Source organism: Methylobacterium sp. C25 (assembly GCF_021352225.1).
Lineage (GTDB): Bacteria > Pseudomonadota > Alphaproteobacteria > Rhizobiales > Beijerinckiaceae > Methylobacterium.
In genome coordinates this window covers 12,454-37,248 of record NZ_JAAUVI010000009.1, presented here as the reverse complement: position 1 = coordinate 37,248, position 24,795 = coordinate 12,454, and the positions used below count along the sequence as shown (strand labels likewise).

Below are 24,795 nucleotides of genomic sequence, written 5' to 3'. Positions count from 1 at the left end.
GCCGCCCCTCTCGGAGCGGCCTCTTGTGCGATAGATCGATGGTTAGAACGAGCCGAACTTGTAGTTGATGCCGGCGCGCACCACGGCGAACTCGGTGTCCTGGCGGCGAATGGAGCCGCCTAGCACGTTGCCGTCGCCGCCAGCGACGCTCGCCACGGTGCCGTTCGGACGGATCGCGAAGCCGCCGAGGTTGCGATTGCCGCCGTGATCCATGTCCACGTAGAGGCCTTCGAGCTTCAGCGTCACGGCCGAGGAGTTGAACACGTTCAGGAACGTATTCGTCGGCAGGGCGTACTCGACGCCGCCGCCGACCGCGTAGCCGGTCTGGAAGTCGCTGCTCGAGGAATTCGGCAAGCCGAAGTCAAGGCCGCCGCCGGCGCCGTAGGCGAAGCCGGCCGTGCCGTAGACCAGCGTGCGATCGAAGGCATAGCCGAGGCGGCCGCGCACCGTGCCGAAGAAGTCGAGACCGGAAAGGCCGTTCGGATTGAAGAAGGTTACGCCGGTAGCTGCCCGCGTGCCGGGGCCGGGGAGGAAGTTGTTACGGCCGCGTCCGAAATCGGCGTACTGGGCGTCGGCCTCGATGCCGACCACCACGCCCGAGCCCGGCGTGAACTGATAGTTGTAGCCGATCTGACCGCCGCCGACGAAGCCGCTGTTATCGTTGCGGTTGTTGAACGCGACGGCACCAGCCGAGGCGCCGAAGGGCGCGACGCTGGAGACCAGCAGGCCGCTGGCGGCGGTCGTGCCGATCACAGTCGCCGGCTGATCGCCCTGCGTGCCGAAGCCGTAGCCCGCGTTGAGACCCGCATAGAAGCCCGTCCAGGTGAAAACCGGCAGCGGCGAGTACATCTCCGGTGCAGCCGCGCGACGCGGAAGGTCGGCGGCCGAGGCGACGGCCGTCAGGCCCGCGAGGACAGTCGAGGCGAGGAGCAGCTTTTTCATCAGACGAAAGGTCCTGGATTGGCGAAAGCCGGTGGGCTTCGAGCCCCGGTCCCGTGAGAAGGCTTGTCGCGTTCCTGCAACAAGTCGCTCAAATGCCGCCGACTCCGTCAAAGAAAGGTAAAGCTTACCGCAGCGCTTCCAGGGAGATTTGACGGATGTGTCTTTCCGCACATCAGTCCGGTTGGAGAGCATTGGTACGAAAACATTATGGTTAATCTCCGTGTTTCTTTGAGCGCCGTTGGAAATAATTCGGAAACCATAAGCTTCGCACTTGATACAGGTGGGTGCCGGGTGTCCCGGAAGGGCGAAAAGCGGCCGGCTCTCCTGTCAGCCCGCGTTAACCGCGTTCGTCGATCATGAGCGGCGCGACCCGCTCTCGGCGTTCGCGCAGGGTGTCCGCTCCATGTCGCTCGATTCCCCCGAACTGCCTCGTCCGCGTGGACTGCTCACCACGACGGCCATCTTCGCCCTCGTCCTGGGAATCGGCGGCCTCGGGATCGCTCATCAGCTCGCCCAGTCCATCGAGCACCAGAAGAGCCGGGTTGCTGCGCTGAAACCGGGCATCGCCGATCCGGAGACGACCGGCTCGATCGGCCCCTCGGCCCGCAGCATCGTGATCGACCCCTGCGTCGCTCGGGAACGTCTGATCGTTCGCGGCCCTTGAGGGCATCGCTGCCGGGGAGATCCGGCGCTCGCAGATTGACAAGCCTCGTCAAGCCTCTAAACGTCGCGCACGCTCGCACCCCCGGCGGGGCGAGGATGGTGCGCGGCCGAAGCGACGGCTGCGGTGCAGGACCGGACGTTTCCGCCGCTTTGTGAGTTCGACCGACCCGAACAGGGATGCGCGGAAACCCTTCGCGCATCCCTGTTCGGGTTTCTAGATTTCGCATCATTCGCTCGTGCGAGCGGCCGCCGCTCCGCACCGTTGATGCCGAAGACCTCGCGCGGATGGTCTCCCAACGATCATGTCTTTTGCCGATCTCGGACTGAGCGACAAGGTCCTCAAGGCCGTTGCCGCTGCCGGCTACACCGAGCCGACGCCGATCCAAGCCAACGCGATACCGCATGTCCTCGCACGTCGAGACGTGCTCGGTATCGCCCAGACAGGCACCGGCAAGACCGCGGCCTTCACCCTGCCGATGCTGACCATGCTGGAGACGGGCCGCGCCCGCGCCCGCATGCCGCGAACGCTGATCCTCGAACCGACCCGCGAACTGGCCGCGCAGGTCGTCGAGAATTTCGAGCGCTACGGCACCAACCACAAGCTGAACGTGGCGCTCATCATCGGCGGCGTGTCCTTTGCCGACCAGGACGCCAAGCTGATGCGCGGCACCGACGTGCTGATCGCAACGCCCGGCCGACTGCTCGACCATTTCGAGCGCGGCAAGCTGTTGCTCACCGGCGTCGAGCTGCTCGTCATCGACGAGGCCGACCGCATGCTCGATATGGGCTTCATCCCTGACATCGAGCGCATCGTGAAGATGGTGCCGTTCACCCGTCAGACGCTGTTCTTCTCGGCGACGATGCCGCCGGAGATCGAGCGGCTGGCGGATATGTTCCTGTCGAACCCGCAGCGGGTCGAGGTCAGCCGTCCGGCCTCCGCCGCGACCACGATCGAGCAGAAGCTCGTCGCGACGAGCTCCGAGGCGGCCGCCAAGCGCGACACGCTGCGCAAGCTGATCCGGGCGGCGGACGAGCTGAAGAACGGCATCATCTTCTGCAATCGCAAGCGTGACGTCGCGCTGCTGCAGCGCTCGCTCGCCAAACATGGCTTCTCCGTTGCGGCGCTGCACGGCGACATGGATCAGCGCGCCCGCATGCAGGCGCTCGACGGCTTCCGCTCCGGCGAAGTGCCGCTGCTCGTCGCCTCTGACGTTGCGGCGCGCGGCCTCGACATCCCGGCCGTGAGTCACGTCTTCAACTTCGACATTCCGCATCACGCGGAGGACTACGTCCACCGCATCGGCCGCACTGGCCGCGCCGGCCGCGCCGGCCACGCCTTCACGCTGGTGGGACGCGGCGACGAGCGCTCGCTCTCTGCGATCGAGAATCTGATTGGCCAGCCGATCCCGTGGCTCGACGGCGATCTCGCTTCGCTCTCCGTTGGCGAGGGCGATGCGGATGAAGGTCGCACGCGCCGCCGCGGCGGTCGCAAGGAGTCCGACCAGAAAGAAGCGCGCGCTGAGGGCGGCCGCCGTGTCCGTGGCCGGCGCCCGCGCTCCGAAGAGGAGCAGAGCGCAGAGGCGAAGGCTCCGCCGGAGCCGCGCGCCGAGGCGCCGCGGCGGTCCGCCGAGCGCGCGCCGAACGAGCGTCCGCGCGAGAACCGCCGCCCTGACCACCGGCGCGACGATGACGGCGACACGCCTCTCGGCTTGGGCGAGCACGTGCCGGCCTTCCTGATGCGGCCGGTAACGATCAAGAAGGGTTGATGGCGCTGCCCATTCCGGGGCAGCACCAGTCATTCGCCTTTCGATCTGCGGCTTAACTCAGTGTCCACCACCTGTCGTCCATCATGCCGTCGGGGCAGGTTGGATGAGCTTGAGATGAACGGCGCGGGTCACGAGGATCGCGAGCGGAGCTTCGTCATCGCGCAACGCGCGAACGAGCTGATGCGCGATTACGGTTCGTCGGCGAGCCCGCGCGCTTACGCGATCTGGTACACCTACGTCGCAGGTCGGCAGCCTGTGATGAACGAGGCCATCAAGCGTGTGACATCGAAGAGCGGCGTCCTGTCCGACAGCGACATCGACGATCTCTACGAAGCCTTCATCGACGGCCGGAACGTCGAAGGCGAGTTGGATCGCCACAATGCCGGCCTGATCGCCGAAGTTAAGAACATCATGGAGATGATCGACCTGTCGCTCGGCTCGACGGCGCAATACGGCGCTTCGCTCCAGGCGATCTCGAAGGATCTCGCCAACACCACGCCGCAGCGCTTGAAGGACATCGTTGCCACGCTGATCGCGAACACGCGCGACGTCGCGGCGAGCAACAAGACGCTCGAGGCGCATATGCGCGAGAGCCGCCGTGAAATCGAAGGACTCCGTGAGACGCTGGCTGCCGCCCGCCTCGAGAGCCTGACCGACCCGCTGACGGGGCTGTCGAACCGGAAGCATTTCGAGGAGACGTTGAACAAGGAGATCGACGAGGGCGCGAAGTCCCCCCGGCCGGCGAGCCTGATCCTCATCGACATCGATTTCTTCAAGCGCTTCAACGATCAGTTCGGCCACCTGACCGGCGATCAGGTGCTGCGGCTCGTGGCCGTCGTGATGCGCGAGACCGCCGTCTCACGCGGTGCGACGCTCGCGCGCTTCGGCGGCGAAGAATTTGCTATTTTGCTGCCCGACTCCAGCCGCGAGGCCGCCCGCACAATCGCCGAGGCGGTGCGCACCGCCATCATCGGCCGCGAACTCGTCAAGCGCGCCACGGGCGAGTCGCTCGGCAAGGTCACCATTTCTCTTGGTGTCGCGCAGCGACGCTCGGACGACAGCTCCGTGTCGTTCATGGAGCGCGCGGATGCCTGCCTCTACGCGGCCAAGCGCTCGGGTCGGAACAAGACCATGGACGACGCCGAGGTTGCGGAATTCTCGCAGGTTGCCTGACCCTCGCGTCAGGCCCGCGCCGCCGGGCGTCCACCCACGGATCCCTTCTCAGGCGGTGACGCCCGCTGACGCCAGCCGATCCGGCGTCGCCGGCGTGATCGCGATGGATTCGCCGCAGCCGCAGGCCGAGGTCTGGTTCGGGTTGTTGAACACGAACTGGGACGACAGCTTGTCGGTCTTGAAGTCCATCTCGGTGCCGAGCAGGAAAAGCACGGCCTTCGGATCGATGAAGACGGTCACGCCACGATCCTCGATCATGTCTTCGCCGGCTTTTCGCTCCTCGGCGTATTCCATGGTGTAGGCCATGCCGGCGCAGCCGCCGTTGCGCACGCCGACCCTGAGGCCGGCGATCGGCTTGTCCGCATCCGCCATGATGGCCTTGAGCCGATCGGCGGCGCGGTCGGTCAGCGAGATCACCTTGAAACCTGACATCGTTCTCTCCTGCGGCCGGGTTCAAGGCCCGGGCGGGTGAGGGGTTACGCCTTCAAGATAAGCACTGGACCTTAACCGGTCCACCGCACGCAATCGCGCAGGTGCCCCCCGCGCAGATCGCGGTTCACCACATGTCGAGGGCGACGCGGGCTTCGTCGGACATCCGGCTCTGGTCCCACGGCGGATCGAACACCATGGTCACGCTGCAGGACTGCACGCCCGGCACCTTGGTGACGGCATCCTCGACCCAGCCCGGCATCTCGCCGGCCACGGGGCAGCCCGGGGCGGTTAGCGTCATGTCGATGGCGACCTTGCGGTCGTCGGCAATGTCGACCTTGTAGATCAGGCCGAGCTCGTAGATGTCGGCTGGGATCTCGGGATCGTAGACGGATTTCAGCGCCGCGACGATGTCGTCGGTCAGCCGGTCGAGTTCTTCCGGCGGGATCGCGGAAGCCGCCGCGACGGCCGGGGCATTGGTGCCGCCGGTGATGGTGGCGTCGGTGCTCATTATGTCACTCCTCCGATGCGGCCTGAAGCCGCGACGGAAACTCCGAACAATCAGGCGAACATCATCTCGGCCTTGGCCAGCGCCTCGGCGAGTGTGTCGATCTCGGCCTTCGTATTATACAGGCCGAACGAGGCGCGACAGGTGGAGGTCACGCCGAAGCGGTTGAGGAGCGGCATTGCGCAATGCGTCCCTGCCCGCACCGCGACACCCTGGCGGTCGATGATGGTCGCGACGTCGTGGGCGTGCGCGCCCTTCATCTCGAAGGCGACGACGCCGCCCTTGTCCCGCGCGGTGCCGATCAGGCGGACCGAGTTCATTGCCCCGAGACGCTCCTGCGCGTAGGCGGTCAACGCCTCTTCGTGAGCGGCGATCGCCTCGCGGCCGACGCCCATCATGAATTCGAGAGCAGCACCGAGCCCGATCGCCTCGATGATAGCCGGGGTTCCGGCCTCGAAGCGATGCGGCGGGTCGTTGTAGGTGATGGTGTCCTGCGTGACCGTGCGGATCATCTCGCCGCCACCCTGGTAGGGGGGCAGCCGGTCGAGCCATTCCTTCTTGCCGTAGAGCACGCCGATCCCGGTCGGCCCGTAGACCTTGTGGCCGGTGAAGACGAAGAAGTCGCAATCGAGCGCCTTCACGTCGATGGTCCGGTGGACCGCGCTCTGCGCCCCATCGAGCAGCACCGGCACGTTGTGCGCGTGGGCGATGCGGATGATGTCCTCGGCCGGCGTCACCGTGCCGAGCACGTTCGACATGTGGGTGATCGCGACCATTTTCGTACGAGGGCTGAAGAGCTTCTCGTATTCTTCGACCAGAAAGTTGCCCTCGTCGTCGACCGGCGCCCACTTGATCACGGCACCGTAGCGCTCGCGCAAAAAATGCCAGGGCACGATGTTGGAATGGTGCTCCATGATCGAGAGGATGATCTCGTCCCCCTCCCCGATCAGGCCGGCCCGGTGCATCGACGAGGCGACGAGGTTGTAGGCCTCGGTGGCGTTGCGGGTGAAGATGATCTCGTCCGTCGAGTCCGCGTTGAGGAACTGGCGCGTCGTCTCGCGCGCGCCCTCAAAGCCCTCGGTCGCGGCATTGGCCATGTAGTGCAGGCCACGATGCACGTTGGCGTAGCCGCCTTCCATGCAGCCGACCATGGCATCGATCACGGCCTTCGGCTTCTGGGCCGAGGCGGCATTGTCGAGATAGACCAGGGGCTTGCCGTAGACCGACTGCGAAAGGATCGGGAATTCCTTGCGGATTTCCGCGACGTTGTAGCTGGGCTGGCGGAGGGGTGCGTTCATGGTGGCGGACCTGGCTTTCCCACCCCGGACCTCGCCTCGAGGTGCCGGAGCGAAACGGAGGCCTCGAAGGAGGGCTCCAGATATTTCGGCGATCCCTGGAGCCCTCCTTCGAGGCCCGCTTTCGCGGGCACCTCAGGATGAGGTTCGATGATGGGATCGCCCTCGTCGGCCCGGGTTTAGCCCCGCGCCTTCAACCAGCCCTCGACCTCGCCGATCAGGGCATCGCGTGCGCCCTCGTGCGTGACCGATTCCAGGGCCTCGCCGATGAAAGCCTGGACGAGCAGACTCTCGGCGACGGGCTTCGGCAGGCCGCGGGCCATGAGGTAGAACAGCAACTCCTCGTCGGGCGCGCCGCAGGTGGCGCCGTGGCCGCAGGCGACGTCGTCGGCGAAGATCTCGAGCTCGGGCTTGTTCATCATCTGCCCCTCGTCGGTGAGGAGCAGGCAGTCCGACTTCATCTTGCCGTCGGTCTGCTGCGCGATCTGGCGGACGATGATCTTGCCCTGGAAGACGCCGGTGGCATCGCCATCGATCACCGTCTTGAACTGCTCGCGGCTTACGCCGCCGACGGCGGCGTGGTCGGCCAGAAGCGTCGAGTCGGCGAGCTGGCCGTCGCCGAGCATGGCCGCGCCGTTGACGATGGCGTTGGCGTTCTCACCGGCGAAATGCAGGTAGATCTGGTGACGCGAGAGCGCGCCGCCGAAGACGAGGTTCACGCTTTCCAGGTTGCACTCGGCACCGAGCCGGGCCGCAATGGTCGACAGCGCGATGGCCTTGTCGCCTTCCCTGTTGAGCCGGGTGTGGCGCAGGGTGGCCTTGTCGGCGATGACCGCATCCACGACGTCGTTCGGCTGGTAGGCGAGGCGGGCCGGGCCCTCGTGGCTCTCGAAGAACGAGAACTCGGCGCCCTCACCCACCGAAACGAGCACGCGCGTTGCGGTCGAGAAGGCGGTCGCACCGGTGGCCACGAAGCGCAGATGCACGGGCGTCTCGACCGTGGCACCGGCCTCGACCGAGATCAGCGCGCCATCGGCCAGGAAGGCGGTGTTGAGCTGGTAGATCGGGTTCTCGCGGGTCTGCTCGACCGGGGCGAGCTGGCCGAGGCGGGCATCGCCCTTGGCGAGCGCCTCATTGAGCGGCGTGACGGTGACGCCGGCCGGCACCCGGTCGAGATCCGACAGGGCGGCGACGAGATGACCGTTGACGAAGGTCAGGCGCACGGCCTCGACGTTGGCCAGCGCCTTCGCGGAGGCGACGGCGGCCTTGGCGGTTTCCGCGGACGGAGCCTCGGCCGGCGGCGCGGCCTCGGAGATGGCGGCGCGCAGGTCGGTGTACTTGAAGGCCTCAACGCGGCGGCTCGGCAGGCCGGTTGCCTCAAAGAATTTGAAGGCTTCTTCGCGCGCGATCTGCTCGGACGACGCCAGGTTCTGGCGGGTCGTCTCGAACAGCTTCGAGAGCCCGGTTTCGGCCGAGGTGCGCAGGTTGGTGATGTCGGCCATTACGCGGCCTCGCTGCGGTAATCGGCATAGCCCGACTGCTCGAGTTCGAGCGCCAGCTCCTTGCCGCCGGTCTTCACGATCTGGCCCTTCGACATGACGTGCACGGTGTCGGGCACGATGTGGTTCAGGAGCCGCTGGTAGTGGGTGATGACGAGGAAAGAGCGGCCCTTTTCGCGCAGCGCGTTCACGCCCTCGGAAACGATGCGCAGCGCATCGATGTCGAGGCCGGAATCGGTCTCGTCGAGCACGCAGAACTTCGGCTCCAGCAGAGCCATCTGCAGGATCTCCATGCGCTTCTTCTCACCGCCGGAGAAGCCGACATTGAGGGCGCGCTTGAGCATCTCCTTGTTGATCTCGAGCTTGTCCGCGGCGGCGTTGACCTTGCGGATGAAGTCCGGGGTCGAGATCTCGCCCTCCTCGCGGGCGCGGCGCTGCGCGTTGATACAGGCCTTGAGGAAGGTCATCGTGCCGACGCCGGGGATCTCCAGCGGGTACTGGAAGGCCAGGAACAGGCCGGCCGCGGCGCGCTCGTCGGGCGCCATCTCCAGCACGTTCACGCCGTCGAGCAGGATCTCGCCGTCGAGGACCTCGTAGTCCTGCTTGCCGGCGATGACGTAGGAGAGCGTCGACTTGCCGGAGCCGTTCGGGCCCATGATCGCGGCGACCTCGCCATCGTTCACGGTGAGGTTCAGGCCGTTGAGGATCTGGTTGTCCTCGATCTTCACGACGAGGTTCTTGATTTCGAGCATGCTGGGGTCGTCCTAGTTGGAAGCGGCAGCCGGACCCCGCCGCGAGGCAACGGGGTCGGCGCCGACGTTGAGCATTCTTGTTTGGGTGGGCCTCAGCCCACCGAGCCTTCGAGGCTGATCGAGATCAGCTTCTGAGCCTCGACGGCGAACTCCATCGGCAACTGCTGCAGCACGTCGCGGACGAAGCCGTTGACGATGAGCGCGGTCGCCTCCTCCTCGGAGAGGCCGCGCTGCTGGCAGTAGAACTTCTGGTCCTCGGAGATCTTCGAGGTGGTGGCCTCGTGCTCGAAGACGGCCGAGGCGTTCTTCGACTCGATGTAGGGCACGGTGTGCGCGCCGCACTGATCACCGATCAGCAGGGAGTCGCAGTTCGTGAAGTTGCGCGCGCCCTTGGCCTTCTTGTGAGCCGAGACGAGGCCCCGATAGGTGTTCTGCGAGCGGCCGGCCGAAATACCCTTCGAGATGATCCGGCTCGTGGTGTTCTTGCCGAGGTGGATCATCTTGGTGCCGGAATCGACCTGCTGCATGCCGTTCGACACCGCGATCGAGTAGAACTCGCCGCGCGAGTCATCGCCACGCAGGATGCAGGACGGGTACTTCCAGGTGATGGCCGAGCCGGTCTCGACCTGGGTCCACGAGATCTTCGAGCGGGCGCCGCGGCAATCGCCGCGCTTCGTCACGAAGTTGTAGATGCCGCCCTTGCCCTCGTTGTCGCCCGGGTACCAGTTCTGGACGGTCGAGTACTTGATCTCGGCATCCTCCAGGGCGACCAGCTCGACCACCGCGGCGTGCAGCTGGTTGTCGTCGCGCTTCGGGGCCGTGCAGCCCTCGAGATACGAGACGTAGGAGCCCTTGTCGGCGATGATCAGCGTGCGCTCGAACTGGCCGGTATCGCGCTCGTTGATGCGGAAATAGGTCGACAGCTCCATCGGGCAGCGCACGCCCGGCGGGATGTAGACGAATGACCCGTCAGAGAAGACCGCCGAGTTCAGTGTCGCGAAGAAGTTGTCGGTCACCGGCACGACCGAGCCGAGATACTTCTTCACCAGGTCGGGATACTCCTTCACGGCCTCCGAGATCGGCATGAAGATCACGCCGGCCTTGGAGAGTTCCTTCTTGAAGGTGGTCGCGACCGAGACGGAGTCGAACACGGCATCGACGGCGACACGGCGCTCGGGGGCGATGCCCTCCAGCACCTCGACCTCGCGCAACGGGATGCCGAGCTTCTCGTAGGTCTTGAGGATCTCGGGATCGATCTCGTCGAGCGACTGGGCCGCCTTACGCTTGGGCGCGGCATAGTAATACAGGTTGTTGTAGTCGATCTTGTCGTACTCGACGCGCGCCCAGGTCGGCTCCTTCATGGTGAGCCAGCGGCGATAGGCGTCGAGGCGCCATTCGAGCAGCCATTCCGGCTCGCCCTTCTTGGCCGAGATGAAGCGCACGATGTCCTCGGAGAGGCCCTTTTCGGACTTCTCCATCTCGATCGTCGTCTCGAAGCCGTACTTGTACTGGTCGAGGTCGATCGAACGGACGCGATCGATGGTTTCCTGCACTGCAGGCATTCAACGTCTCCTGACGGCGCCGGCCCGAGCGGCCGGCGTGCTTGCGAGATGACGGTGGGAGGCGAACATCATGCCGCCTGCCCTCGCCGCTGATATAGGGATTGGACGAGCCGTTCGAAGGCCGTGAGGAAGCGGGTCACGTCCTCATCCCGTGAATTCCAGCCGAAACTGACGCGCAGCGCCCCCGCGGCGAGCGCAGGGCTCACGCCCATGGCGGCGAGCGTGGCGGAACGCGCGACCTTTCCGGACGAGCAGGCCGAGCCGGACGAGACCGCGACACCGGCGAGATCGAAGGCGATCAGCGCAGTGGCGGCCTCGATGCCGGGAACGGCGAAGCTGAAGGTGTTCGGTAGGCGTGGCGCACGCTTGCCGAACACGGTCGCATCGGGTGCCAGAGCGAGTACGCGATCCTCCAGCGCACCACGAAAAGCCGCGAGCCGCGCACTTTCGGTGTCGAGATCGGCGAGCGCGAGACGCGCCGCCTCCCCCATCCCGACGATGCCGGCGAGGTTCTCGGTGCCACAGCGCTGGCGCGCTTCCTGGCCGCCGCCACGCACGAAAGCGGCTTCCAGGTTGACGCCTTTGCCGAGCACGAAGCCACCGGCGCCCTTCGGCGCCGCGAATTTGTGGCCCGACAGCGTCACTGCATCGAGGCCCAAAGCGTTGAAATCGAGCGGAATTTTTCCAATCGCCTGAACGGCATCGCTGTGAACCAGTGCCCGGCCGTGCTCGCGGGCGAGAGCGACGATCTCCGCCAGCGGCTGGATCACGCCGGTCTCGTTATTGGCGGCGTGAACCGAGATCAGCAGGCTCTCGCCGGCCAGAGCCGAAAGCCGCTCGCGCAGCACATCGAGGCGCAGCAGGCCGGCAGCGTCTACTGGCAGAACTTCGACGGCATTGGCCGGGAAGCGATGTCCGGCGGCGACGCAGGCATGCTCGGTGGCCGAGATCAGCAGCCGCGCCGGTGCTGGCTGCCCGTCGCGCCGGAGCGCGCCCGAAAGCACGGCATTGGCGGCCTCGGTGCCCCCGCTGGTGAAAGTCACCTGCCTCCCCTTCGCACCGACCAGGGCGGCAACAGCGTCGCGAGCGGAGTCCAGCAAGGCACGCGCGGCCCGCCCCTCGGCATGGATCGAGGACGGATTGCCTGGCAGCGTCAGCGCGTGCGCGACCGCCGCGGCCACCTCCGGACGGACCGGGGTGGTAGCGTTGTGGTCGAGGTAGCTGCGTGCCGCTCCGTTCATGACTTCGTCGGGGTTGGTCGATCTCAGCGTTCGATTTCGCAGTGCGGCATCCGTAGGTGCCGGATTTTCTTGCTTTTGCCCCCGGTCAGCGTGCTAAGGCGCTGCCTCGAACATCAGCAATGAGACGCGGCGCTCGGCGACCGCTACTTTAGAATGCTTCTAATCGTCTAGAATTATTCTAAGCCGCTTGTACGGGGCTGGCGGAACGAGTCAAGGCATCGCGAAGAGCGGGCCTGCCGTGTCCTGCGAGCATCGATGGAGCGGAGGCGATCGGACGCTCCGCCTGAGGACAGCATGCCCGAAGTCATCTTCACCGGCCCGGCCGGTCGCCTCGAAGGCCGCTATCAGGCGCCCAAGAAGAAGGGCGCGCCGATCGCGATCATCCTGCATCCGCACCCCCAGTTCGGGGGCACGATGAACAACCAGATCGTCTATAACCTGTTCTATACCTTCGCCAATCGCGGCTTCGCGGCCCTGCGCTTCAATTTCCGTGGCGTCGGCCGTAGCCAGGGCGCGTTCGATCACGGCTCGGGTGAGTTGTCGGATGCGGCTTCCGCGCTTGACTGGGTGCAGTCGGTCAATCCGGAGGCCAAGGCCTGCTGGATCGCCGGCGTGTCCTTCGGCTCGTGGATCGGGATGCAGCTCCTGATGCGCCGCCCGGAGATCGAAGGCTTCATCTCGATCGCGGCCATGGCGAACCGCTACGACTTCACCTTTCTCGCCCCCTGCCCGTCCTCCGGCCTGTTCGTGCACGGCTCGGAAGATCGCGTGGCCCCGGCCCGCGAGGTCATGCCGGTGATCGAGAAGGTGAAGGTCCAGAAGGGCGTCATCATCGAGCACCAGATGGTCGAGGGCGCCAACCATTTCTTCGACGGCAAGGTCGACGAGCTGACGCAGACGGTCGACACCTATCTCGACAAGCGTTTGGGACCGGCAAAGGCGGCTTGAGCCTAACTCTCTCCCGACCCGCTTCGCGGGCCACCCTCTCCCGCAGAGGGGGGGAGGGTTTTGGTGCCCTGTCCTACAGCGTCGCCGCCAACGCCGCGAGCTGATCGGTCGCCGTCCCCCAGCCTTGGTGAAACCCCATCTTCTCGTGGGCTTCGCGGTCGGCCGCCGTCCAATGGCGGACGCGCGCCGTATAGCGCGTACCCTCGCCTTCTGCCTCGAAGGTGAGGATCCCCGTCATGAAAGGTTTTTGGGAGGGCTCCCAGGCCGAGGTGTAGGCGTCGGTGAAGACGATGCGCTCGTTCGGCACGACATCGAGATAGATCCCGCGATTGGGAAACTCGGTGCCGTCGGGACCCTGCATGACCACGAGGCTCGACCCGCCCGGGCGCAGGTCGTTCTCGACATGCACCGTCTTGAAGGGTGGCGGCGTGAACCACCGTTTCATCAGCTCCGGATCGGTCCAGCAGCGGAAGAGTGCGGCCGGGCTCGCCGCGATCAGGCGTGTGAGCACGAGATCGCGGTCCGCGCTTTCGGCGGTTTCGGTCATGAGTCTGTCTCCGTCGAAAGAAGGGAAGGCGAGCGCGTTCAGGGCTTCGGCTGATTGAAGGCCCAGAGCACGCCGAACGGGTCGCGAGCCTGACCGTAATAGTCGCCCCAGAACATCTCGGAGACGGGCATCACCGGGGTGCAGCCGGCATCGATGGCGCGCTTCCACCAAGCCTCGATGTCGTCGACCTGCAGGGTCATGGTCACGCCCGACGGCGCGTCGATCGGATGGCCGTATTCCGGGAAGGGATCGGCCAGCATCACCGACGAGCCGTTGATGTGCAGATGGATGTGCATCGTCCGCCCCTTGTCGTCGGGCGGGATGGCGAAGGCGGTCTCGGCCGCGAAGGCTTGGCCGTAGAACTCGGCGGCTCTCGTCGCGCCCTGGATCGAGAGGTAGGCGACCACGCCGCCCTTGGTGATACCCTTCGGCGGCTTCATGTTCGGCGGGGTGACGTTCGACTCGTCGCAGCTCATCCTGGGCTCCTCTCTTGCTCGGCCTTGTGGGCTCCTTCATCAAGACGAACGAAGCGCGGCCTTCCCGACAGCCTCCCGCGATTCTTTTGCAAAAAAGATGACGTGCTCAGGCCGCCTTCTGGATCTCCACAGGAGCGCGCATGACCGGCACCGGCGGGGCCCCTTCCCACTCGCTGTGGGGCGGGATGGTCTCACCCTTCATGACGATGGTGAGCGGGCGCAGCCGAGCGAAGTCGCCGACCTTGGCGTCGTAGAGCACGGTGGCGAAGGAGCCGATCGAGACGCCGTTGCCGATCTCGACGCGGCCGACCTTCATGATCCGGTCCTCGTAGAGGTGCGTCTGCGCCGCGGCGACGCGGTTGATGGTGACGTAGTCGCCCATCTTCACGCAGTCGAACTCGGTCACGTCGGTGGTGAACAGGCAGCAGCCCTTGCCGATCTTCACGCCGAAGAGACGCAGCATCCAGGGCAGGAAGGGAGTACCCATCATGTGCTCGAGCAGCACCTTGCCGGCGAGCCCCCAATAGGCCACCGCGATCGCCTCCGTGCGCATGGCGAACCACGACCACATCGGGCGCATGCCGGGCTTGTAGGTGCCCATCAGCAGCCATTTGAGGATGATCACGGCGGTCGTCTGGATGAAGGCGAAGGCCACGCTGAGCACGACGAAGCTCACCGCGAGGCCGGACCAGTCCTCGGCGAGGATCGCCGGGTAGAAGTAGTAGTCGATGCCGCAGACCGCGAGCGTCAGATAGAGCATGGGCGAGAACGAGGTCGAGAAAGCCTCGAACAGGCCACGACGCAGCTTCGGGCCGATGCCGGGCTCGTAAGTCTTGCCGATCTCACCGAGATCGACCTTCTGGCGGGTCGGCAGCTTGATCGGCGGCGATCCGAACCAGGTGTCGCCGGGCTTCATCTCTTCATTCGACGGCGCCTTGGACTTGATGCCGATCAGCACGTCGTCCGGCACCACCGCGCCCGGCTGAACGACGGCCTCGTTGCCGATGAACACCCGTGCGCCTGTCTTGACCGGCTTGGTCTCCACCCAGCCACGGACGATCTCCTCCTCGCCGATGATCACCTCGTCGGCCAGGAAGTTGTTGGCGCCGATATCGACGACGTCGTAGCGCCCGGAGAGGTTCGTCGAGATCTCCGAGCCCTTGCCCATGCGCGTGCCCATGATGCGGTACCAGGCCCGCATGTAGACGGTGGCGAAGAGCGAGGAGAGCATCTCCAGCGTCACCTCGACGGCGAGCGCCAGGGTCCATTTGCGCAGGTAGAACAGTGAGTGGACCGAGTAGGTCTCGGTCTTCAGCCGTGGCATCAGCACCCAGCGCATCAGCGAGATGAGCAGCACGGAGCTCGCCGTCATCAACATGGCGGTCGGCCAGGTCAGCAGCGGCAGGTACCAGTGGTAGTCGATGTCGGTGACGTCACCGAGTGAGTCGCTGATCTGGTCGAAGACGAAGAAGGCCGGGAAGATCGGCAGAAGGCCGACCGACGGTACGATGGTGACGATGGCGAGATAGGCCGCGCCGAGCCAGAAGCGGCGCGTTGGCGAGGCTTGCGCCGGCTCGGGCAGATCCGCAACGTCGACCATGCCGACCTTGCGGCCGGGCGAGCCGTCCCAGGCTTCGGCCTCGCAGATCACGGTGCCTTCCGGAACGGTGGTCAGGTCGGCGAGCTGGGCGTAGTCGCCGACCACCGTGTTCGGCCCGAAGACGCAGGAGGCGCCGGTGACGACGTCTCGGCCGATCTCGACGGTGCCGATCACCAACTCGTTGCCGATTACCTCGGCATTGGCCACCACGTTGTGGCCGCCGAGCGTCGCCCCCTCGCCGATCGACATGAGATCCGGCGCGCCGACGACGAGCTCCGAGATCAGCGCGTCCTTGCCGATCTTCGCGCCCATCAGGCGGAGATACCAGACGATGGCAGGCGAGCCCTGCAGCCACTTGATGTGCACCAGCGGCGCCAGCCGCGAGACCAGCCACCAGCGGAAGTAATATTGGCCCCAGAGCGGGTACCGTCCGGGCTTGGTTCGCCCGAGCAGGATCCATTTCGCCGTCACGGCGATGGCGCCGGTGCCGAGCACGAGGCCGATATACACCGCGAGCAGGACGCCGAGTTCGGCGAAGAAGCTCAGGCCGCCGCCGGTGAGCAGCAGGTAGGTCACGAAGATGCCGAGCCACTGTGAGGTGGCGAGCGCGATCACGAAGGGCAGCGCGATGGCCTGGGCCAGCCCGCACAAAGCCCGGCGCATGAGCGGCGGAGGCTCGAAACTCAGGTCGCGCACGGCCACGTCCGTGCCGACGCCACCGAAGCGGGCGATCAGGTCGTCAGACATCGCCCGCAAGGTGCGCTGGGCATAGACGTCGCGGATGGTCATGGCCGCGAGCACCGGCGTCTCGCGCACGGCACCGACGAAGCGGGCAGCGAGCAGAGAGTGACCACCGAGGTCGGCGAAGAAATCGGCGTCGAAGCCGATCGGCTGCTCGCCGAACGCCCTCTTCGCAGCCGCCAGCAGCGCCGCCTCGGTGGCATTGGCAGGCTCTTCCTGCTCGCCTTCGACCTTGGACACGGTCAGCGGGGCAGCCTTGAGCGCCTTGCGGTCGACCTTGCCGGAGGTCAGCCGCGGCAGCGTCTCCACGGTCTCGAAATGGCCGGGCACCATGTAGGGCGGCAGCTGCGCCGCAAGCGATTTGCGCAAAGCGGCCGGATCGACCGCCGCGCCGCGCTCGGGAACGACGAAGGCGACGAGGCGCTCAACGCCATCGTCGTTGCGCACGACCACGGCGGCCTGATTGATCCCGGCTTCCGCCCTGACGCGCGTTTCGATCTCGCCGAGTTCCACCCGGAAGCCGCGGATCTTCACCTGGTCGTCGATGCGCCCGTGGAAGGCGATGCGTCCCTGCTGGTCGAGCGAGACCGCGTCGCCCGAGCGGTAGAGCACCGGATCGATGCCGCCGGTCGCAAAGGGATTGGCGATGAATTTTTCGGCCGTCAGCTCGGGACGCTGCAGGTAGCCCTTGGCGACGCCGGGGCCGCCGATCAGCAACTCGCCCTGCTGGCCGGGCCCGAGCAAGTTCAGCGCCTCGTCGGCCACGTAGATCGTGTAATTCGGAATCGGGCCGCCGATGGTGACCGGCTCGCCCGGTTTCATCTCTGCAGCGGTGGCGACCACAGTCGCCTCGGTGGGGCCATAGGTGTTGAAGAGCTGGCGGCCGTTCACGGCCCAGCGGCCGACGAGCGGCTCCGGCAGCGCCTCACCGCCGAGCAGGACGAGGCGAACCTTCGGCAGATCGCCAGGGATCATGGCAAGCAGCGTCGGCACCGTGTCGAGCACCGTGACGCCGGCCTCGGCGATGATGCCAGGCAGGCTCTCGACATCGCCCATCATCGTCGGCGTCGCGACGAACAGCGTCGCGCCGACGAGATAGGGAACCCAGATCTCCTCCATCGAGAGATCGAAGGCGACGCTCGCGCCCTGGAAGACGACGTCGTCCGGCCGCATGCCGTAGAGCGCGTTCCCGGAGCGAAGGAAGTGACAGATGTTGGCGTGGCTGATGACTATGCCCTTCGGCACGCCGGTCGAGCCAGAGGTGTAGATCAGGTAGGCCGGATGCTGCGGCGTCAGGCGCAGCGACTTGAGATCCGGCGCCGGTGCCCCCTCCGGCACGTCGCGCAACAAGGATTCGGTGGTTACGACGGGCGCGGCTTCGGGCGCACCCGGCTTCAGCGCCTCCGAGACGAGGAGTGCCTTGGCCTCGGCATCCTTCAGGCAGATGCCGACGCGCTCCGCGGGTGCCTCGGCGTCGAAGGGGAGCCAGGCGGCGCCCGATTTCGTGATGCCGATCTGCGCGATCAGCAGTTCGGGACCGCGCGCCATCCAGAGGCCGACCACGGCTCCCGGGCCGATGCCGCGATTGGCCAGAGCCGCAGCGACGGCATCGGAGCGCGCATCGACCTCGGCATAGGTGAGGGCCGGATATCCGCCTTCTGCACCGCGCGCGGACGCATCGACCAGGCAGGGATGATCCGGGCGCGCCTCGGCGCTCGCGCGAAAAATGTCGGCGAGCACCTCGTCGCGGATCAGCTCGGGCCGGGACTCGCCGTGCAGCACAGCCTTGCCGACGAGCCCATCGGGCGATGTGCCGCCCTGGCGCGCCGTGCTCGCGTCGGTGAGTGTGCTCATCCGAACTTCCGCTCCCGTCAGGGACCGGTCCTCTGGTCTTGGATCGGCTCGGCGATGCTTGGCCGACGCTCGGGGCCGTTTTGCGACCGGGCCCCACCCTCACGGGAGCGTGAGCCCCAGCGAGCGTCGCCTAGCACGGTTCCATGCCGCGCTTGAACTAGGGTTGAATGACGGATTGCGTCAGGCCCACCGCCATCCGGCGGGCTCGATGACCAGGATGTTGCCCTGGCGGATGCCGAGACGTGGGGCGGCATAGGTATCGAGATGGCCGAGCGCCACGAGCGCCGCGCGGGCAACTCCGCCATGGGCGACGAGCACGGTGGGGCCGGCCAGCTCTTGGAGGAGCGCCGCCACGCGCTCGGTCAGCATGGCGTAGCTCTCCGCCCCTTGTCCCTTCGGCCGGTAATTCCAGCGGTCGCGGTCCCGCGCCGCCGCTCCCGATGGGTCCCAGCGCCGGATCTCGGCCCAGGTCGAGCCTTCCCAAGTGCCGAAGCAGATTTCCTTGAGCCGATCGTCGGCGCGGTATTCCGCCTCGGGCAGCCCGAGCGAGCCACGCAGCGCTTCCATCGTGCGCCGGGTCCGGATCAGCGGGCTTGCCACGAAGCTGGCCTGTGCCAGCTCCGCTCCGGCGACGGCGCGCAAGCGTGAGGCTGCTTCCACGGCCTGAGAGAGGCCCGTGGCGTTCAGGTCGATATCGCGCTGGCCCTGAAGCCGCCTCTGCGCGTTCCAATCGGTCTGGCCGTGGCGAACGAACCAGATCGCCGAACTCGACTGCACTAGGTCTATCCGATCCTGGGCACTGCCCGGCTGGGTTTTGCGAGCCGCCCGGAAGCCTTGGACCGCGCTCTCCGCCTCCGGTAGCGTGCCTTCGTGAAGTTTCAAAAACTCAGCGATCGACTTTCCTCATGACGAAGAAGCACGGCAAGCATCATCATCCCGGGGATGGCGAGAAAAATCCGGCCAAAGCGTCGCAGGACGAAACAAGCGCCGAGACCTCGCCGGCCATGATCGGCGGCCATGTTCCCACGGTTCCGAAGCCGGCTCCGGGGATCGTCATGGTCGAGCCCGGCAAGACCGTCAGCTTGGCTGCGATCGACGCAAATGCCGATGGCGGGTTCGAGAAGGGGGAAGCCAAGGAGTTGCTCCAGGCGGAACGTGCTCGAATCCAGGTTCTGCAGGAGCGGCTCTACGCCGAGCACAAACGCAGTCTGCTCGTGGTCTTCCAGGCCATCGATACCGGCGGCAAGGACGGTACCATCCGCAATGTCTTCGAGGGCGTGAACCCACAGGGCTGCCGGGTCTGGTCGTTCAAGGTTCCCAGCGCGGCGGAACTCGATCAGGACTTTCTGTGGCGCTACCATCTCCATACGCCGGGCCGCGGCATGATCGGCGTCTTCAATCGCAGCCACTACGAGGATGTGCTGGTGGTGCGCGTGAAGGACCTCGTGCCTGAGCCGGTCTGGCGAGAGCGTTACGGCCTGATCAACGATTTCGAACGCCTGCTCACCGCATCGGGCACCACGGTAATCAAGTTCTTCCTGCACATCTCGAAGGACGAGCAGAAGGAGCGGCTGGAGGCCCGGATCGCCGAGCCGGACAAGCACTGGAAGTTCGATCCGGGCGATCTGATCGAGCGCAAGAGCTGGGATGCCTACCAGAAGGCCTTCGAGGACGCGCTGTCGCGCTGCTCGACGCCTTATGCTCCGTGGCTCGTCGTGCCGGCCAATCGCAAATGGTACCGCAACCTCGTCGTCGCCCGCACCATTGCCGACACGTTGGAGGCGATGAACCCTGAGTTTCCCGAAGCCAAAGAAGGGATCGCGGGTCTCAAGGTGGAGGATTGAGCGAGCATGCCATTCTCGATTGGTGCCGCAGTCGTTGCGAGTGTCGGAACTGGTGACGGCGTCATCGGAAGCAGCTCGGTTCAAATGGACAACGCCTTGTCCGGGACGTAGCGCTGCGCCCTCGGAGGCAAGGATGGTCGTCGAGATTTCCTCGGTTCAGGTCGGGCGTGTCGCGCCGCTCGGCCGAAAGGGCGCTCCGAGCGCCATCGCCAAGATGCCGGTCTTGGGACGGATCGCGATCGGAAAGACGGGTCTGGAGGGAGACGAACAGGCCGACCGCCGCTTCCACGGCGGACCTGAAAAGGCCGTCCATCACTATGCCCTCGATCACGCGGAGGCATGGCGGGCCGATCTGCCCTCCCTGCCCGACCTGATCGGCCAGGCCGGCGCCTTCGGCGAGAATTTTTCGTCGCTAGGGATCACCGAGGCCGAGATCCATGTCGGCGACGTCTGGCGCGCCGGCTCCGCTCTGCTCCAGGTCAGCCAGGCGCGTCAGCCGTGCTGGAAGCTCAACGAGCGCTTCGGCGTGCCGGATATGGCGCGGCGGGTTCAGACGAGTGGGCGCACCGGCTGGTACTATCGGGTGCTGGAACCGGGCATGGTCGAGCCTGGCGATGGGCTTACACTTGTGGACAGGCCCTGTCCGGACTGGCCCCTCGCCCGCCTGCTGCACGTCTTCTACGTCGATCGGCTGGACAGGGTGGCGCTGGCAGGGATCGCGGCGCTGGAACCGTTGTCGCAATCCTGGCGACAACTCGCCGCCCGGCGGCTAGAGCGCGAGGCGGTGGAGGACTGGGCTCCCCGCCTCGAAGGCTAGGCGCGTGCAGCGCTCAGTCCTTGTCGAGCGACAGGTCCGGCGCTTCAGGGTTCTTCATGCCGACGACATGGTAGCCGGCGTCGACGTGCAGGATCTCGCCGGTCATGCCGCGGGACATGTCGGAGACGAGGTAGGCAGCGGTCTCGCCGACCTCGTCGATGGTCACGGTCCGGCGTAAGGGCGCGTTATACTCGTTCCACTTCAGGATGTAGCGGAAGTCGCCGATGCCGGAGGCGGCGAGCGTCTTGATCGGACCGGCCGAGATTGCGTTCACGCGGATGTTCGAGGGCCCGAGATCGGCAGCCAGATAACGCACCGAGGCTTCGAGCGCGGCCTTGGCGACGCCCATCACGTTGTAGTGTGGCATCCATTTCTCGGCGCCGTAATAGGTCAGCGTGAGCAGCGAGCCACCGTTCTTCATCAGCTTCTCGGCCCGCTGGGCGACGGCTGTGAAGGAGTAGCAGGAGATCAGCAGCGACTTGGTGAAGTTGGCTTCCGAGGTCTCGACGTAGCGGCCCGTCAGCTCGTCCTTGTCCGAGAAGGCGATGCAGTGGACGACGAAGTCGAGGCCTTCCGGAAACACCTCGCCGGCCTTGGCGAAGACGGCGTCGATCGAAGCGGGATCGGTGACGTCGCAATGGCCGACGACGTGGGCGTCGAGTTCCTTCGCCAGCGGCTCGACGCGCTTCTTGAGGGCGTCGCCCTGGTAGGTGAAGGCGAGCTTGGCGCCATGCGCGGCCGCGCTCTTGGCGATGCCCCAGGCGATCGATCGGTTGTTGGCGACTCCGAGCACAAGCCCGTTCTTGCCAGCCAGCAAACCGGTTCCGTCCGACATGATCCACCCTTGGTCCGCGTCACCGCCCTAGCCGAGGGACGGCCGGGCGGCCGGCATCCTTAGCGGAGGCCCGCCGCAGGGGAAAGCCTCGCGCCGCCACAGGACATCGGCTCAGGCGGCCCCGGCCTTCGCCTCGCGCCGGCGCGTCGCGTAGTCGGCGAGTGCAGCATCGTCTCCAGTCGGCAGCACGATGGCGGTGGTTGCGATGAGATCGCCGCGACTGCCATCCTTCTTCGGAAGGCCCTTGCCGCGCAGGCGGAAGGAGCGGCCGGAGCTGGTCATGGCCGGGATCTTCATTTCGACGGCGCCGGTGAGAGTCGGCACGCGCAATGCGCCGCCGAGGACGGCATCTTCGAGCGGCAACTCGACGCTCACGCGCAGATCCGCGCCCTCGACCTTGAAGCGGTCGTGCGGCTTGACGCGAATGGTCAGAAGGGCGTCACCCGGCTCCGAGCGCGGACCACCCTGCCCGCCAAGGCCGCGCAGCCGGATGGTCTGGCCGTCGACGACACCCTTGGGGATCATGACGTCGACCCCCCGCCCACCCGGCAGCGTCAGGCGCAGCTTTTCGTCCGCCGCAATCTGCTCGAGCGTAACGGAAAGCTCGGCCTGGACGTCGTCCCCGCGCATCGGCCCGCGCCCCGCTCCTGGTCCGGCGCCGCCCGCGCGAAAGGCCTCGCCGAACAGCGACGAGAAGATATCCTCGCCCATGCCGCCGCGCGCGCGCTGCATGTGCTCGAAATCGAAGCCGCCACCGCCGCCGCGTCCGCCGCCGAAGCCGGAAAAGCCCTCGAATCCGGTCGCGCGCGGTTTGCCCTCGGCGTCGATCTCGCCACGGTCGAACTGGGCGCGTTTATCCTTGTCGCCCACGACCTCGTAGGCGGTGTTCGCCTCGGCGAACCGCTCCTTGGCCTTGGGGTCCTTGTTCGAGTCGGGGTGGTAGGCCTTGGCGAGCTTGCGGAAGGCCTTCTTGATCTCGGCCTCACTCGCGCCCTTCGGCACGCCGAGCACGTCGTAGGGGTTTCGCATCCAGAGTGATGTCCAAGCGCAATCGAGCCGTACGGATACGGCCTCGTGGTCAGCCGTTCAACGTGGGGTCGGAGTGGCCCTTTCGCAACATCACGCGCCGCGGGTTGGCGACGATCAGGTCGTGGCGGGCTTGGCCGAGGCCTTCAGGCGCTTCAACTCCCAGGCGCCGCCCGACGGCTTGCAGCCCGTGCCGCGCACGAAGCGGCTCGTGGTCGGCGCGACCACGGATGCGAGGAAGTCCCGGCAGATCTCGTCGTTCGCGACATAGGGAAGCCCGGTCGGGTTCACCGAACCGCGCATCGTGGTCTCCGGGTTCTCCCACTTGACCGGCTTGCCATTGCCTTGCGGATCGAGCGCCACGGCGAGGGCGGCGTGGGCCCGGCGCCAATCCTCGTCGCCGAGATCCTTGCCGAACGTGGTCGGGGCCTTGGTGATGCTTCCAGTGCTGACGGGCTCGCGAACGGCTTCGTCCTGCTGCTCCGCCTGGAACGACAGGATCGGCCCACTGCAGCCGCAGAGCGCCGACACGATCAGACCCAGCGCGGCCAATCGCCAACCGGCAGGGGCTTTACACTCGCGAAAACGCATTACACCTGAACTCGCCACACCCCGTGACCGACGCTTCGGCGCTCCACGTCGGTGCCCCCCGACCCGGATGTCACGTCAAAGGAGTAGAGCGTGGATCGGTTAAGAGAGGATGAGTCCGGACTGCCGGCGGACTTCACGCTCGCGCGAAATCCCTGGCAGCTGTTTTCCGTTTGGATGGGGGAGGCGGAGGCCGCAGAACCCAACGATCCCAACGCGATGCAGCTCGCCACGGCCGATGCTGACGGCTTGCCCGACGTGCGCACGGTGCTGCTGAAAGGCGCCGACGAGGCTGGGCTGGTGTTCTACACCAATCTCGGCTCGGCGAAGGGCGAGCAGCTTGCCCGCAATCCACAAGCCGCCGTGGTGTTCTACTGGAAGTCGCTGGGCCGGCAGATCCGTGCTCGTGGCCCGGTGAGCCCGGTCACGACAGAGGAGGCGGATGCCTATTTCGCCAGTCGCCGCCGCGAGAGCCGCCTCGGTGCGATCGCCAGCCTGCAATCGCGGCCGCTGGCCGACCGCCCGACGCTGATCGCAGCGGTGGACGCGCTCTCGGAGCGATACGGCGACGGGCAGATCCCGCGCCCGGAGACGTGGTCGGGTTTCCGGCTCGCTCCCGTCCAGATGGAGTTCTGGCAGAATGGCGATTTCCGGCTGCATGATCGCGTGCGGTTCACGCGGGACGGCGAGGGCTGGAAGGGCGTCCGGCTCTATCCCTGAGGCGATCCCCGGCAAGCGAGCGAGGTCGAGCGATGAGTTGGAACCCGGCCCTGGAGCCCGGCTGCCCCGATGCAGTCGGAGTCGACGCGATCGAGACGCTGATCGTGCCACGCGCCCGCGACCTTGGCGGGTTCGAGGTGCGCCGCGCCCTGCCCTCACCGAAGCGCCAGATGGTCGGGCCGTTCGTGTTCTTCGATCAGGCGGGTCCGGCGGAATTCATCACTGGGAAAGGCGTCGACGTGCGCCCTCACCCGCATATCGGCCTCGCCACCGTGACCTATCTCTATCGCGGCGAGTTCCAGCATCGCGACAGCGTCGGCTCGAACCAGACCATCCTGCCTGGCGCCGTGAACTGGATGGTGGCCGGCCGCGGCGTCACCCATTCCGAACGCACCTCGGAGGCGACGCGTCTCGCGCCGCACAGCCTCTACGGCATCCAGACCTGGGTGGCCCTGCCCGAGGACAAGGAGGAGGTCGCACCGAGCTTCGAGCATCACGGCAAGGACACGCTGCCGGTCATCGAGAGCGACGGCGTGCGGCTGCGACTGATTCTCGGCCGTGCCTATGGCGAGACGGCGCCTGCCAGCGTCTTCACCGACACCTTCTATGCCGACGTGGTTCTTGAGGCCGGAGCACGCCTGCCGCTCCCGAACGACCACGAGGATCGCGGTCTCTACATCGTCGAGGGCTCGGTCTCGATTGCCGGCCAGGTCTTCGAGGCAGGCCGGATGATGGTCTTCCGGCCCGGTGACGCCATCACCGTCGCCGCCGGCCCGCAGGGCGCGCGGCTCATGGCGCTGGGTGGCGCGACCCTGAACGGGCCGCGCTACGTCTGGTGGAACTTCGTCTCGTCGAGCCGCGACAAGATCGAGGCGGCCAAGGAGGAGTGGCGGCGCGGTGCCTGGGGGCAGGGCCAGTTCGACCTGCCGGCCGACGACCGGGCGGAGTTCATTCCCCTGCCCGGCTGAT

At 66.4% G+C, this 24,795-nt stretch carries 23 protein-coding genes; 8 read left to right on the top strand and 15 right to left on the bottom strand.

What is annotated here, in order from left to right:
• Window positions 1–42: 42 nt before the first annotated feature.
• Window positions 43–942 (bottom strand): outer membrane protein, encoded by a 900-nt coding sequence (locus tag HCU64_RS18935; protein ID WP_233385759.1) that lies wholly within the window; start codon window positions 940–942, stop codon window positions 43–45.
• Between the two features lie 403 nt (window positions 943–1,345).
• Here HCU64_RS18935 and HCU64_RS18930 point away from each other — a divergent pair, with 403 nt between their 5' ends.
• The 3 genes from HCU64_RS18930 (at window position 1,346) to HCU64_RS18920 (ending at window position 4,544) form a co-directional block, all read left to right on the top strand.
• Complete coding sequence (locus HCU64_RS18930; protein WP_233385757.1) at window positions 1,346–1,606, top strand: hypothetical protein; 261 nt, start codon at window positions 1,346–1,348, stop codon at window positions 1,604–1,606.
• Window positions 1,607–1,907: 301 nt separating this feature from the next.
• Complete coding sequence (locus tag HCU64_RS18925) at window positions 1,908–3,371, top strand: DEAD/DEAH box helicase (protein ID WP_233385755.1); 1,464 nt, start codon at window positions 1,908–1,910, stop codon at window positions 3,369–3,371.
• A gap of 114 nt (window positions 3,372–3,485) precedes the next feature.
• The gene (locus tag HCU64_RS18920) at window positions 3,486–4,544 is read left to right on the top strand and encodes a GGDEF domain-containing protein (protein ID WP_233385753.1); all 1,059 of its coding nucleotides are present in this window, start codon (window positions 3,486–3,488) and stop codon (window positions 4,542–4,544) included.
• Window positions 4,545–4,592: 48 nt separating this feature from the next.
• Here HCU64_RS18920 and HCU64_RS18915 read toward each other — a convergent pair whose 3' ends face one another.
• From HCU64_RS18915 to HCU64_RS18885, 7 genes are all read right to left on the bottom strand, one after another.
• The gene (locus HCU64_RS18915) at window positions 4,593–4,976 is read right to left on the bottom strand and encodes a HesB/IscA family protein (RefSeq protein WP_233385752.1); all 384 of its coding nucleotides are present in this window, start codon (window positions 4,974–4,976) and stop codon (window positions 4,593–4,595) included.
• Window positions 4,977–5,100: 124 nt separating this feature from the next.
• The gene (locus tag HCU64_RS18910; RefSeq protein ID WP_233385751.1) at window positions 5,101–5,484 is read right to left on the bottom strand and encodes an SUF system Fe-S cluster assembly protein; all 384 of its coding nucleotides are present in this window, start codon (window positions 5,482–5,484) and stop codon (window positions 5,101–5,103) included.
• Window positions 5,485–5,534: 50 nt separating this feature from the next.
• Window positions 5,535–6,779: a cysteine desulfurase gene (locus tag HCU64_RS18905; protein ID WP_233385750.1), complete on the bottom strand. Its 1,245-nt coding sequence runs from the start codon at window positions 6,777–6,779 to the stop codon at window positions 5,535–5,537.
• Between the two features lie 176 nt (window positions 6,780–6,955).
• Complete coding sequence (locus HCU64_RS18900) at window positions 6,956–8,278, bottom strand: SufB/SufD family protein (RefSeq protein ID WP_233385749.1); 1,323 nt, start codon at window positions 8,276–8,278, stop codon at window positions 6,956–6,958.
• Complete coding sequence (gene sufC, locus HCU64_RS18895; protein WP_233385748.1) at window positions 8,278–9,027, bottom strand: Fe-S cluster assembly ATPase SufC; 750 nt, start codon at window positions 9,025–9,027, stop codon at window positions 8,278–8,280. Before sufC ends, HCU64_RS18900 begins: the two co-directional genes overlap by 1 nt.
• 92 nt (window positions 9,028–9,119) lie before the next feature.
• The gene (gene sufB / locus HCU64_RS18890; RefSeq protein WP_233385747.1) at window positions 9,120–10,589 is read right to left on the bottom strand and encodes a Fe-S cluster assembly protein SufB; all 1,470 of its coding nucleotides are present in this window, start codon (window positions 10,587–10,589) and stop codon (window positions 9,120–9,122) included.
• 68 nt (window positions 10,590–10,657) lie between these two features.
• Entirely contained in the window at window positions 10,658–11,830 is a 1,173-nt protein-coding gene (locus HCU64_RS18885) for a cysteine desulfurase family protein (RefSeq protein ID WP_233385745.1), read from the bottom strand.
• 294 nt (window positions 11,831–12,124) lie between these two features.
• On the opposite strand from HCU64_RS18885, the gene HCU64_RS18880 reads away from it, so the two are divergent.
• Window positions 12,125–12,778 carry an alpha/beta hydrolase gene (locus tag HCU64_RS18880; RefSeq protein WP_183506497.1) on the top strand — a complete coding sequence of 218 codons (654 nt, stop codon included), beginning with the start codon at window positions 12,125–12,127 and terminating at the stop codon, window positions 12,776–12,778.
• A 73-nt stretch (window positions 12,779–12,851) separates the two neighbouring features.
• Here the strand turns inward: HCU64_RS18880 and HCU64_RS18875 are convergent, their stop codons facing one another.
• The 4 genes from HCU64_RS18875 to HCU64_RS18860 all read right to left on the bottom strand — a co-directional run bounded on the left by HCU64_RS18875 (window position 12,852) and on the right by HCU64_RS18860 (window position 18,773).
• Window positions 12,852–13,325 (bottom strand): SRPBCC family protein, encoded by a 474-nt coding sequence (locus tag HCU64_RS18875; protein ID WP_233385742.1) that lies wholly within the window; start codon window positions 13,323–13,325, stop codon window positions 12,852–12,854.
• Window positions 13,326–13,363: 38 nt separating this feature from the next.
• Window positions 13,364–13,801 carry a VOC family protein gene (locus HCU64_RS18870; RefSeq protein ID WP_233385741.1) on the bottom strand — a complete coding sequence of 146 codons (438 nt, stop codon included), beginning with the start codon at window positions 13,799–13,801 and terminating at the stop codon, window positions 13,364–13,366.
• 106 nt (window positions 13,802–13,907) lie between these two features.
• Window positions 13,908–17,996, bottom strand: a complete 4,089-nt coding sequence (locus HCU64_RS18865) for a Pls/PosA family non-ribosomal peptide synthetase (RefSeq protein ID WP_233385739.1) — start codon at window positions 17,994–17,996, stop codon at window positions 13,908–13,910.
• 180 nt (window positions 17,997–18,176) lie between these two features.
• Complete coding sequence (locus HCU64_RS18860; RefSeq protein WP_233385738.1) at window positions 18,177–18,773, bottom strand: histidine phosphatase family protein; 597 nt, start codon at window positions 18,771–18,773, stop codon at window positions 18,177–18,179.
• A gap of 128 nt (window positions 18,774–18,901) precedes the next feature.
• Here HCU64_RS18860 and HCU64_RS18855 point away from each other — a divergent pair, with 128 nt between their 5' ends.
• Together HCU64_RS18855 and HCU64_RS18850 are read left to right on the top strand one after the other, a co-directional pair.
• Complete coding sequence (locus HCU64_RS18855; RefSeq protein WP_233385737.1) at window positions 18,902–19,840, top strand: polyphosphate kinase 2 family protein; 939 nt, start codon at window positions 18,902–18,904, stop codon at window positions 19,838–19,840.
• A gap of 133 nt (window positions 19,841–19,973) precedes the next feature.
• The gene (locus HCU64_RS18850; RefSeq protein ID WP_233385736.1) at window positions 19,974–20,657 is read left to right on the top strand and encodes an MOSC domain-containing protein; all 684 of its coding nucleotides are present in this window, start codon (window positions 19,974–19,976) and stop codon (window positions 20,655–20,657) included.
• A gap of 13 nt (window positions 20,658–20,670) precedes the next feature.
• Here HCU64_RS18850 and fabI read toward each other — a convergent pair whose 3' ends face one another.
• From fabI to HCU64_RS18835, 3 genes are all read right to left on the bottom strand, one after another.
• A complete protein-coding gene (gene fabI / locus HCU64_RS18845) occupies window positions 20,671–21,492 on the bottom strand; it encodes an enoyl-ACP reductase FabI (protein ID WP_233385735.1) in 822 nt (273 codons plus the stop codon).
• Window positions 21,493–21,603: 111 nt separating this feature from the next.
• Complete coding sequence (locus tag HCU64_RS18840; protein ID WP_233385734.1) at window positions 21,604–22,521, bottom strand: DnaJ C-terminal domain-containing protein; 918 nt, start codon at window positions 22,519–22,521, stop codon at window positions 21,604–21,606.
• Window positions 22,522–22,635: 114 nt separating this feature from the next.
• A complete protein-coding gene (locus HCU64_RS18835; RefSeq protein WP_233385733.1) occupies window positions 22,636–23,109 on the bottom strand; it encodes an RT0821/Lpp0805 family surface protein in 474 nt (157 codons plus the stop codon).
• 90 nt (window positions 23,110–23,199) lie between these two features.
• Between HCU64_RS18835 and pdxH the strand changes: the two genes are divergently transcribed.
• Window positions 23,200–23,826, top strand: coding sequence for a pyridoxamine 5'-phosphate oxidase (gene pdxH, locus HCU64_RS18830; RefSeq protein ID WP_325169997.1), 627 nt, complete (start codon window positions 23,200–23,202; stop codon window positions 23,824–23,826).
• 32 nt (window positions 23,827–23,858) lie between these two features.
• Complete coding sequence (locus HCU64_RS18825; RefSeq protein ID WP_233385731.1) at window positions 23,859–24,794, top strand: pirin family protein; 936 nt, start codon at window positions 23,859–23,861, stop codon at window positions 24,792–24,794.
• Window position 24,795 lies beyond the last annotated feature (1 nt).

What these genes read in the sequence shown, in the direction of transcription:
- HCU64_RS18935 (WP_233385759.1), bottom strand. Translation starts at nt 942, where the DNA reads ATGAAAAAGCTGCTCCTCGCCTCGACTGTCCTCGCGGGCCTGACGGCC.
- HCU64_RS18930 (WP_233385757.1), top strand. Translation starts at nt 1,346, where the DNA reads ATGTCGCTCGATTCCCCCGAACTGCCTCGTCCGCGTGGACTGCTCACC.
- HCU64_RS18925 (WP_233385755.1), top strand. Translation starts at nt 1,908, where the DNA reads ATGTCTTTTGCCGATCTCGGACTGAGCGACAAGGTCCTCAAGGCCGTT.
- HCU64_RS18920 (WP_233385753.1), top strand. Translation starts at nt 3,486, where the DNA reads ATGAACGGCGCGGGTCACGAGGATCGCGAGCGGAGCTTCGTCATCGCG.
- HCU64_RS18915 (WP_233385752.1), bottom strand. Translation starts at nt 4,976, where the DNA reads ATGTCAGGTTTCAAGGTGATCTCGCTGACCGACCGCGCCGCCGATCGG.
- HCU64_RS18910 (WP_233385751.1), bottom strand. Translation starts at nt 5,484, where the DNA reads ATGAGCACCGACGCCACCATCACCGGCGGCACCAATGCCCCGGCCGTC.
- HCU64_RS18905 (WP_233385750.1), bottom strand. Translation starts at nt 6,779, where the DNA reads ATGAACGCACCCCTCCGCCAGCCCAGCTACAACGTCGCGGAAATCCGC.
- HCU64_RS18900 (WP_233385749.1), bottom strand. Translation starts at nt 8,278, where the DNA reads ATGGCCGACATCACCAACCTGCGCACCTCGGCCGAAACCGGGCTCTCG.
- sufC (WP_233385748.1), bottom strand. Translation starts at nt 9,027, where the DNA reads ATGCTCGAAATCAAGAACCTCGTCGTGAAGATCGAGGACAACCAGATC.
- sufB (WP_233385747.1), bottom strand. Translation starts at nt 10,589, where the DNA reads ATGCCTGCAGTGCAGGAAACCATCGATCGCGTCCGTTCGATCGACCTC.
- HCU64_RS18885 (WP_233385745.1), bottom strand. Translation starts at nt 11,830, where the DNA reads ATGAACGGAGCGGCACGCAGCTACCTCGACCACAACGCTACCACCCCG.
- HCU64_RS18880 (WP_183506497.1), top strand. Translation starts at nt 12,125, where the DNA reads ATGCCCGAAGTCATCTTCACCGGCCCGGCCGGTCGCCTCGAAGGCCGC.
- HCU64_RS18875 (WP_233385742.1), bottom strand. Translation starts at nt 13,325, where the DNA reads ATGACCGAAACCGCCGAAAGCGCGGACCGCGATCTCGTGCTCACACGC.
- HCU64_RS18870 (WP_233385741.1), bottom strand. Translation starts at nt 13,801, where the DNA reads ATGAGCTGCGACGAGTCGAACGTCACCCCGCCGAACATGAAGCCGCCG.
- HCU64_RS18865 (WP_233385739.1), bottom strand. Translation starts at nt 17,996, where the DNA reads ATGAGCACACTCACCGACGCGAGCACGGCGCGCCAGGGCGGCACATCG.
- HCU64_RS18855 (WP_233385737.1), top strand. Translation starts at nt 18,902, where the DNA reads ATGACGAAGAAGCACGGCAAGCATCATCATCCCGGGGATGGCGAGAAA.
- HCU64_RS18850 (WP_233385736.1), top strand. Translation starts at nt 19,974, where the DNA reads ATGGTCGTCGAGATTTCCTCGGTTCAGGTCGGGCGTGTCGCGCCGCTC.
- fabI (WP_233385735.1), bottom strand. Translation starts at nt 21,492, where the DNA reads ATGTCGGACGGAACCGGTTTGCTGGCTGGCAAGAACGGGCTTGTGCTC.
- HCU64_RS18840 (WP_233385734.1), bottom strand. Translation starts at nt 22,521, where the DNA reads ATGCGAAACCCCTACGACGTGCTCGGCGTGCCGAAGGGCGCGAGTGAG.
- HCU64_RS18835 (WP_233385733.1), bottom strand. Translation starts at nt 23,109, where the DNA reads ATGCGTTTTCGCGAGTGTAAAGCCCCTGCCGGTTGGCGATTGGCCGCG.
- HCU64_RS18825 (WP_233385731.1), top strand. Translation starts at nt 23,859, where the DNA reads ATGAGTTGGAACCCGGCCCTGGAGCCCGGCTGCCCCGATGCAGTCGGA.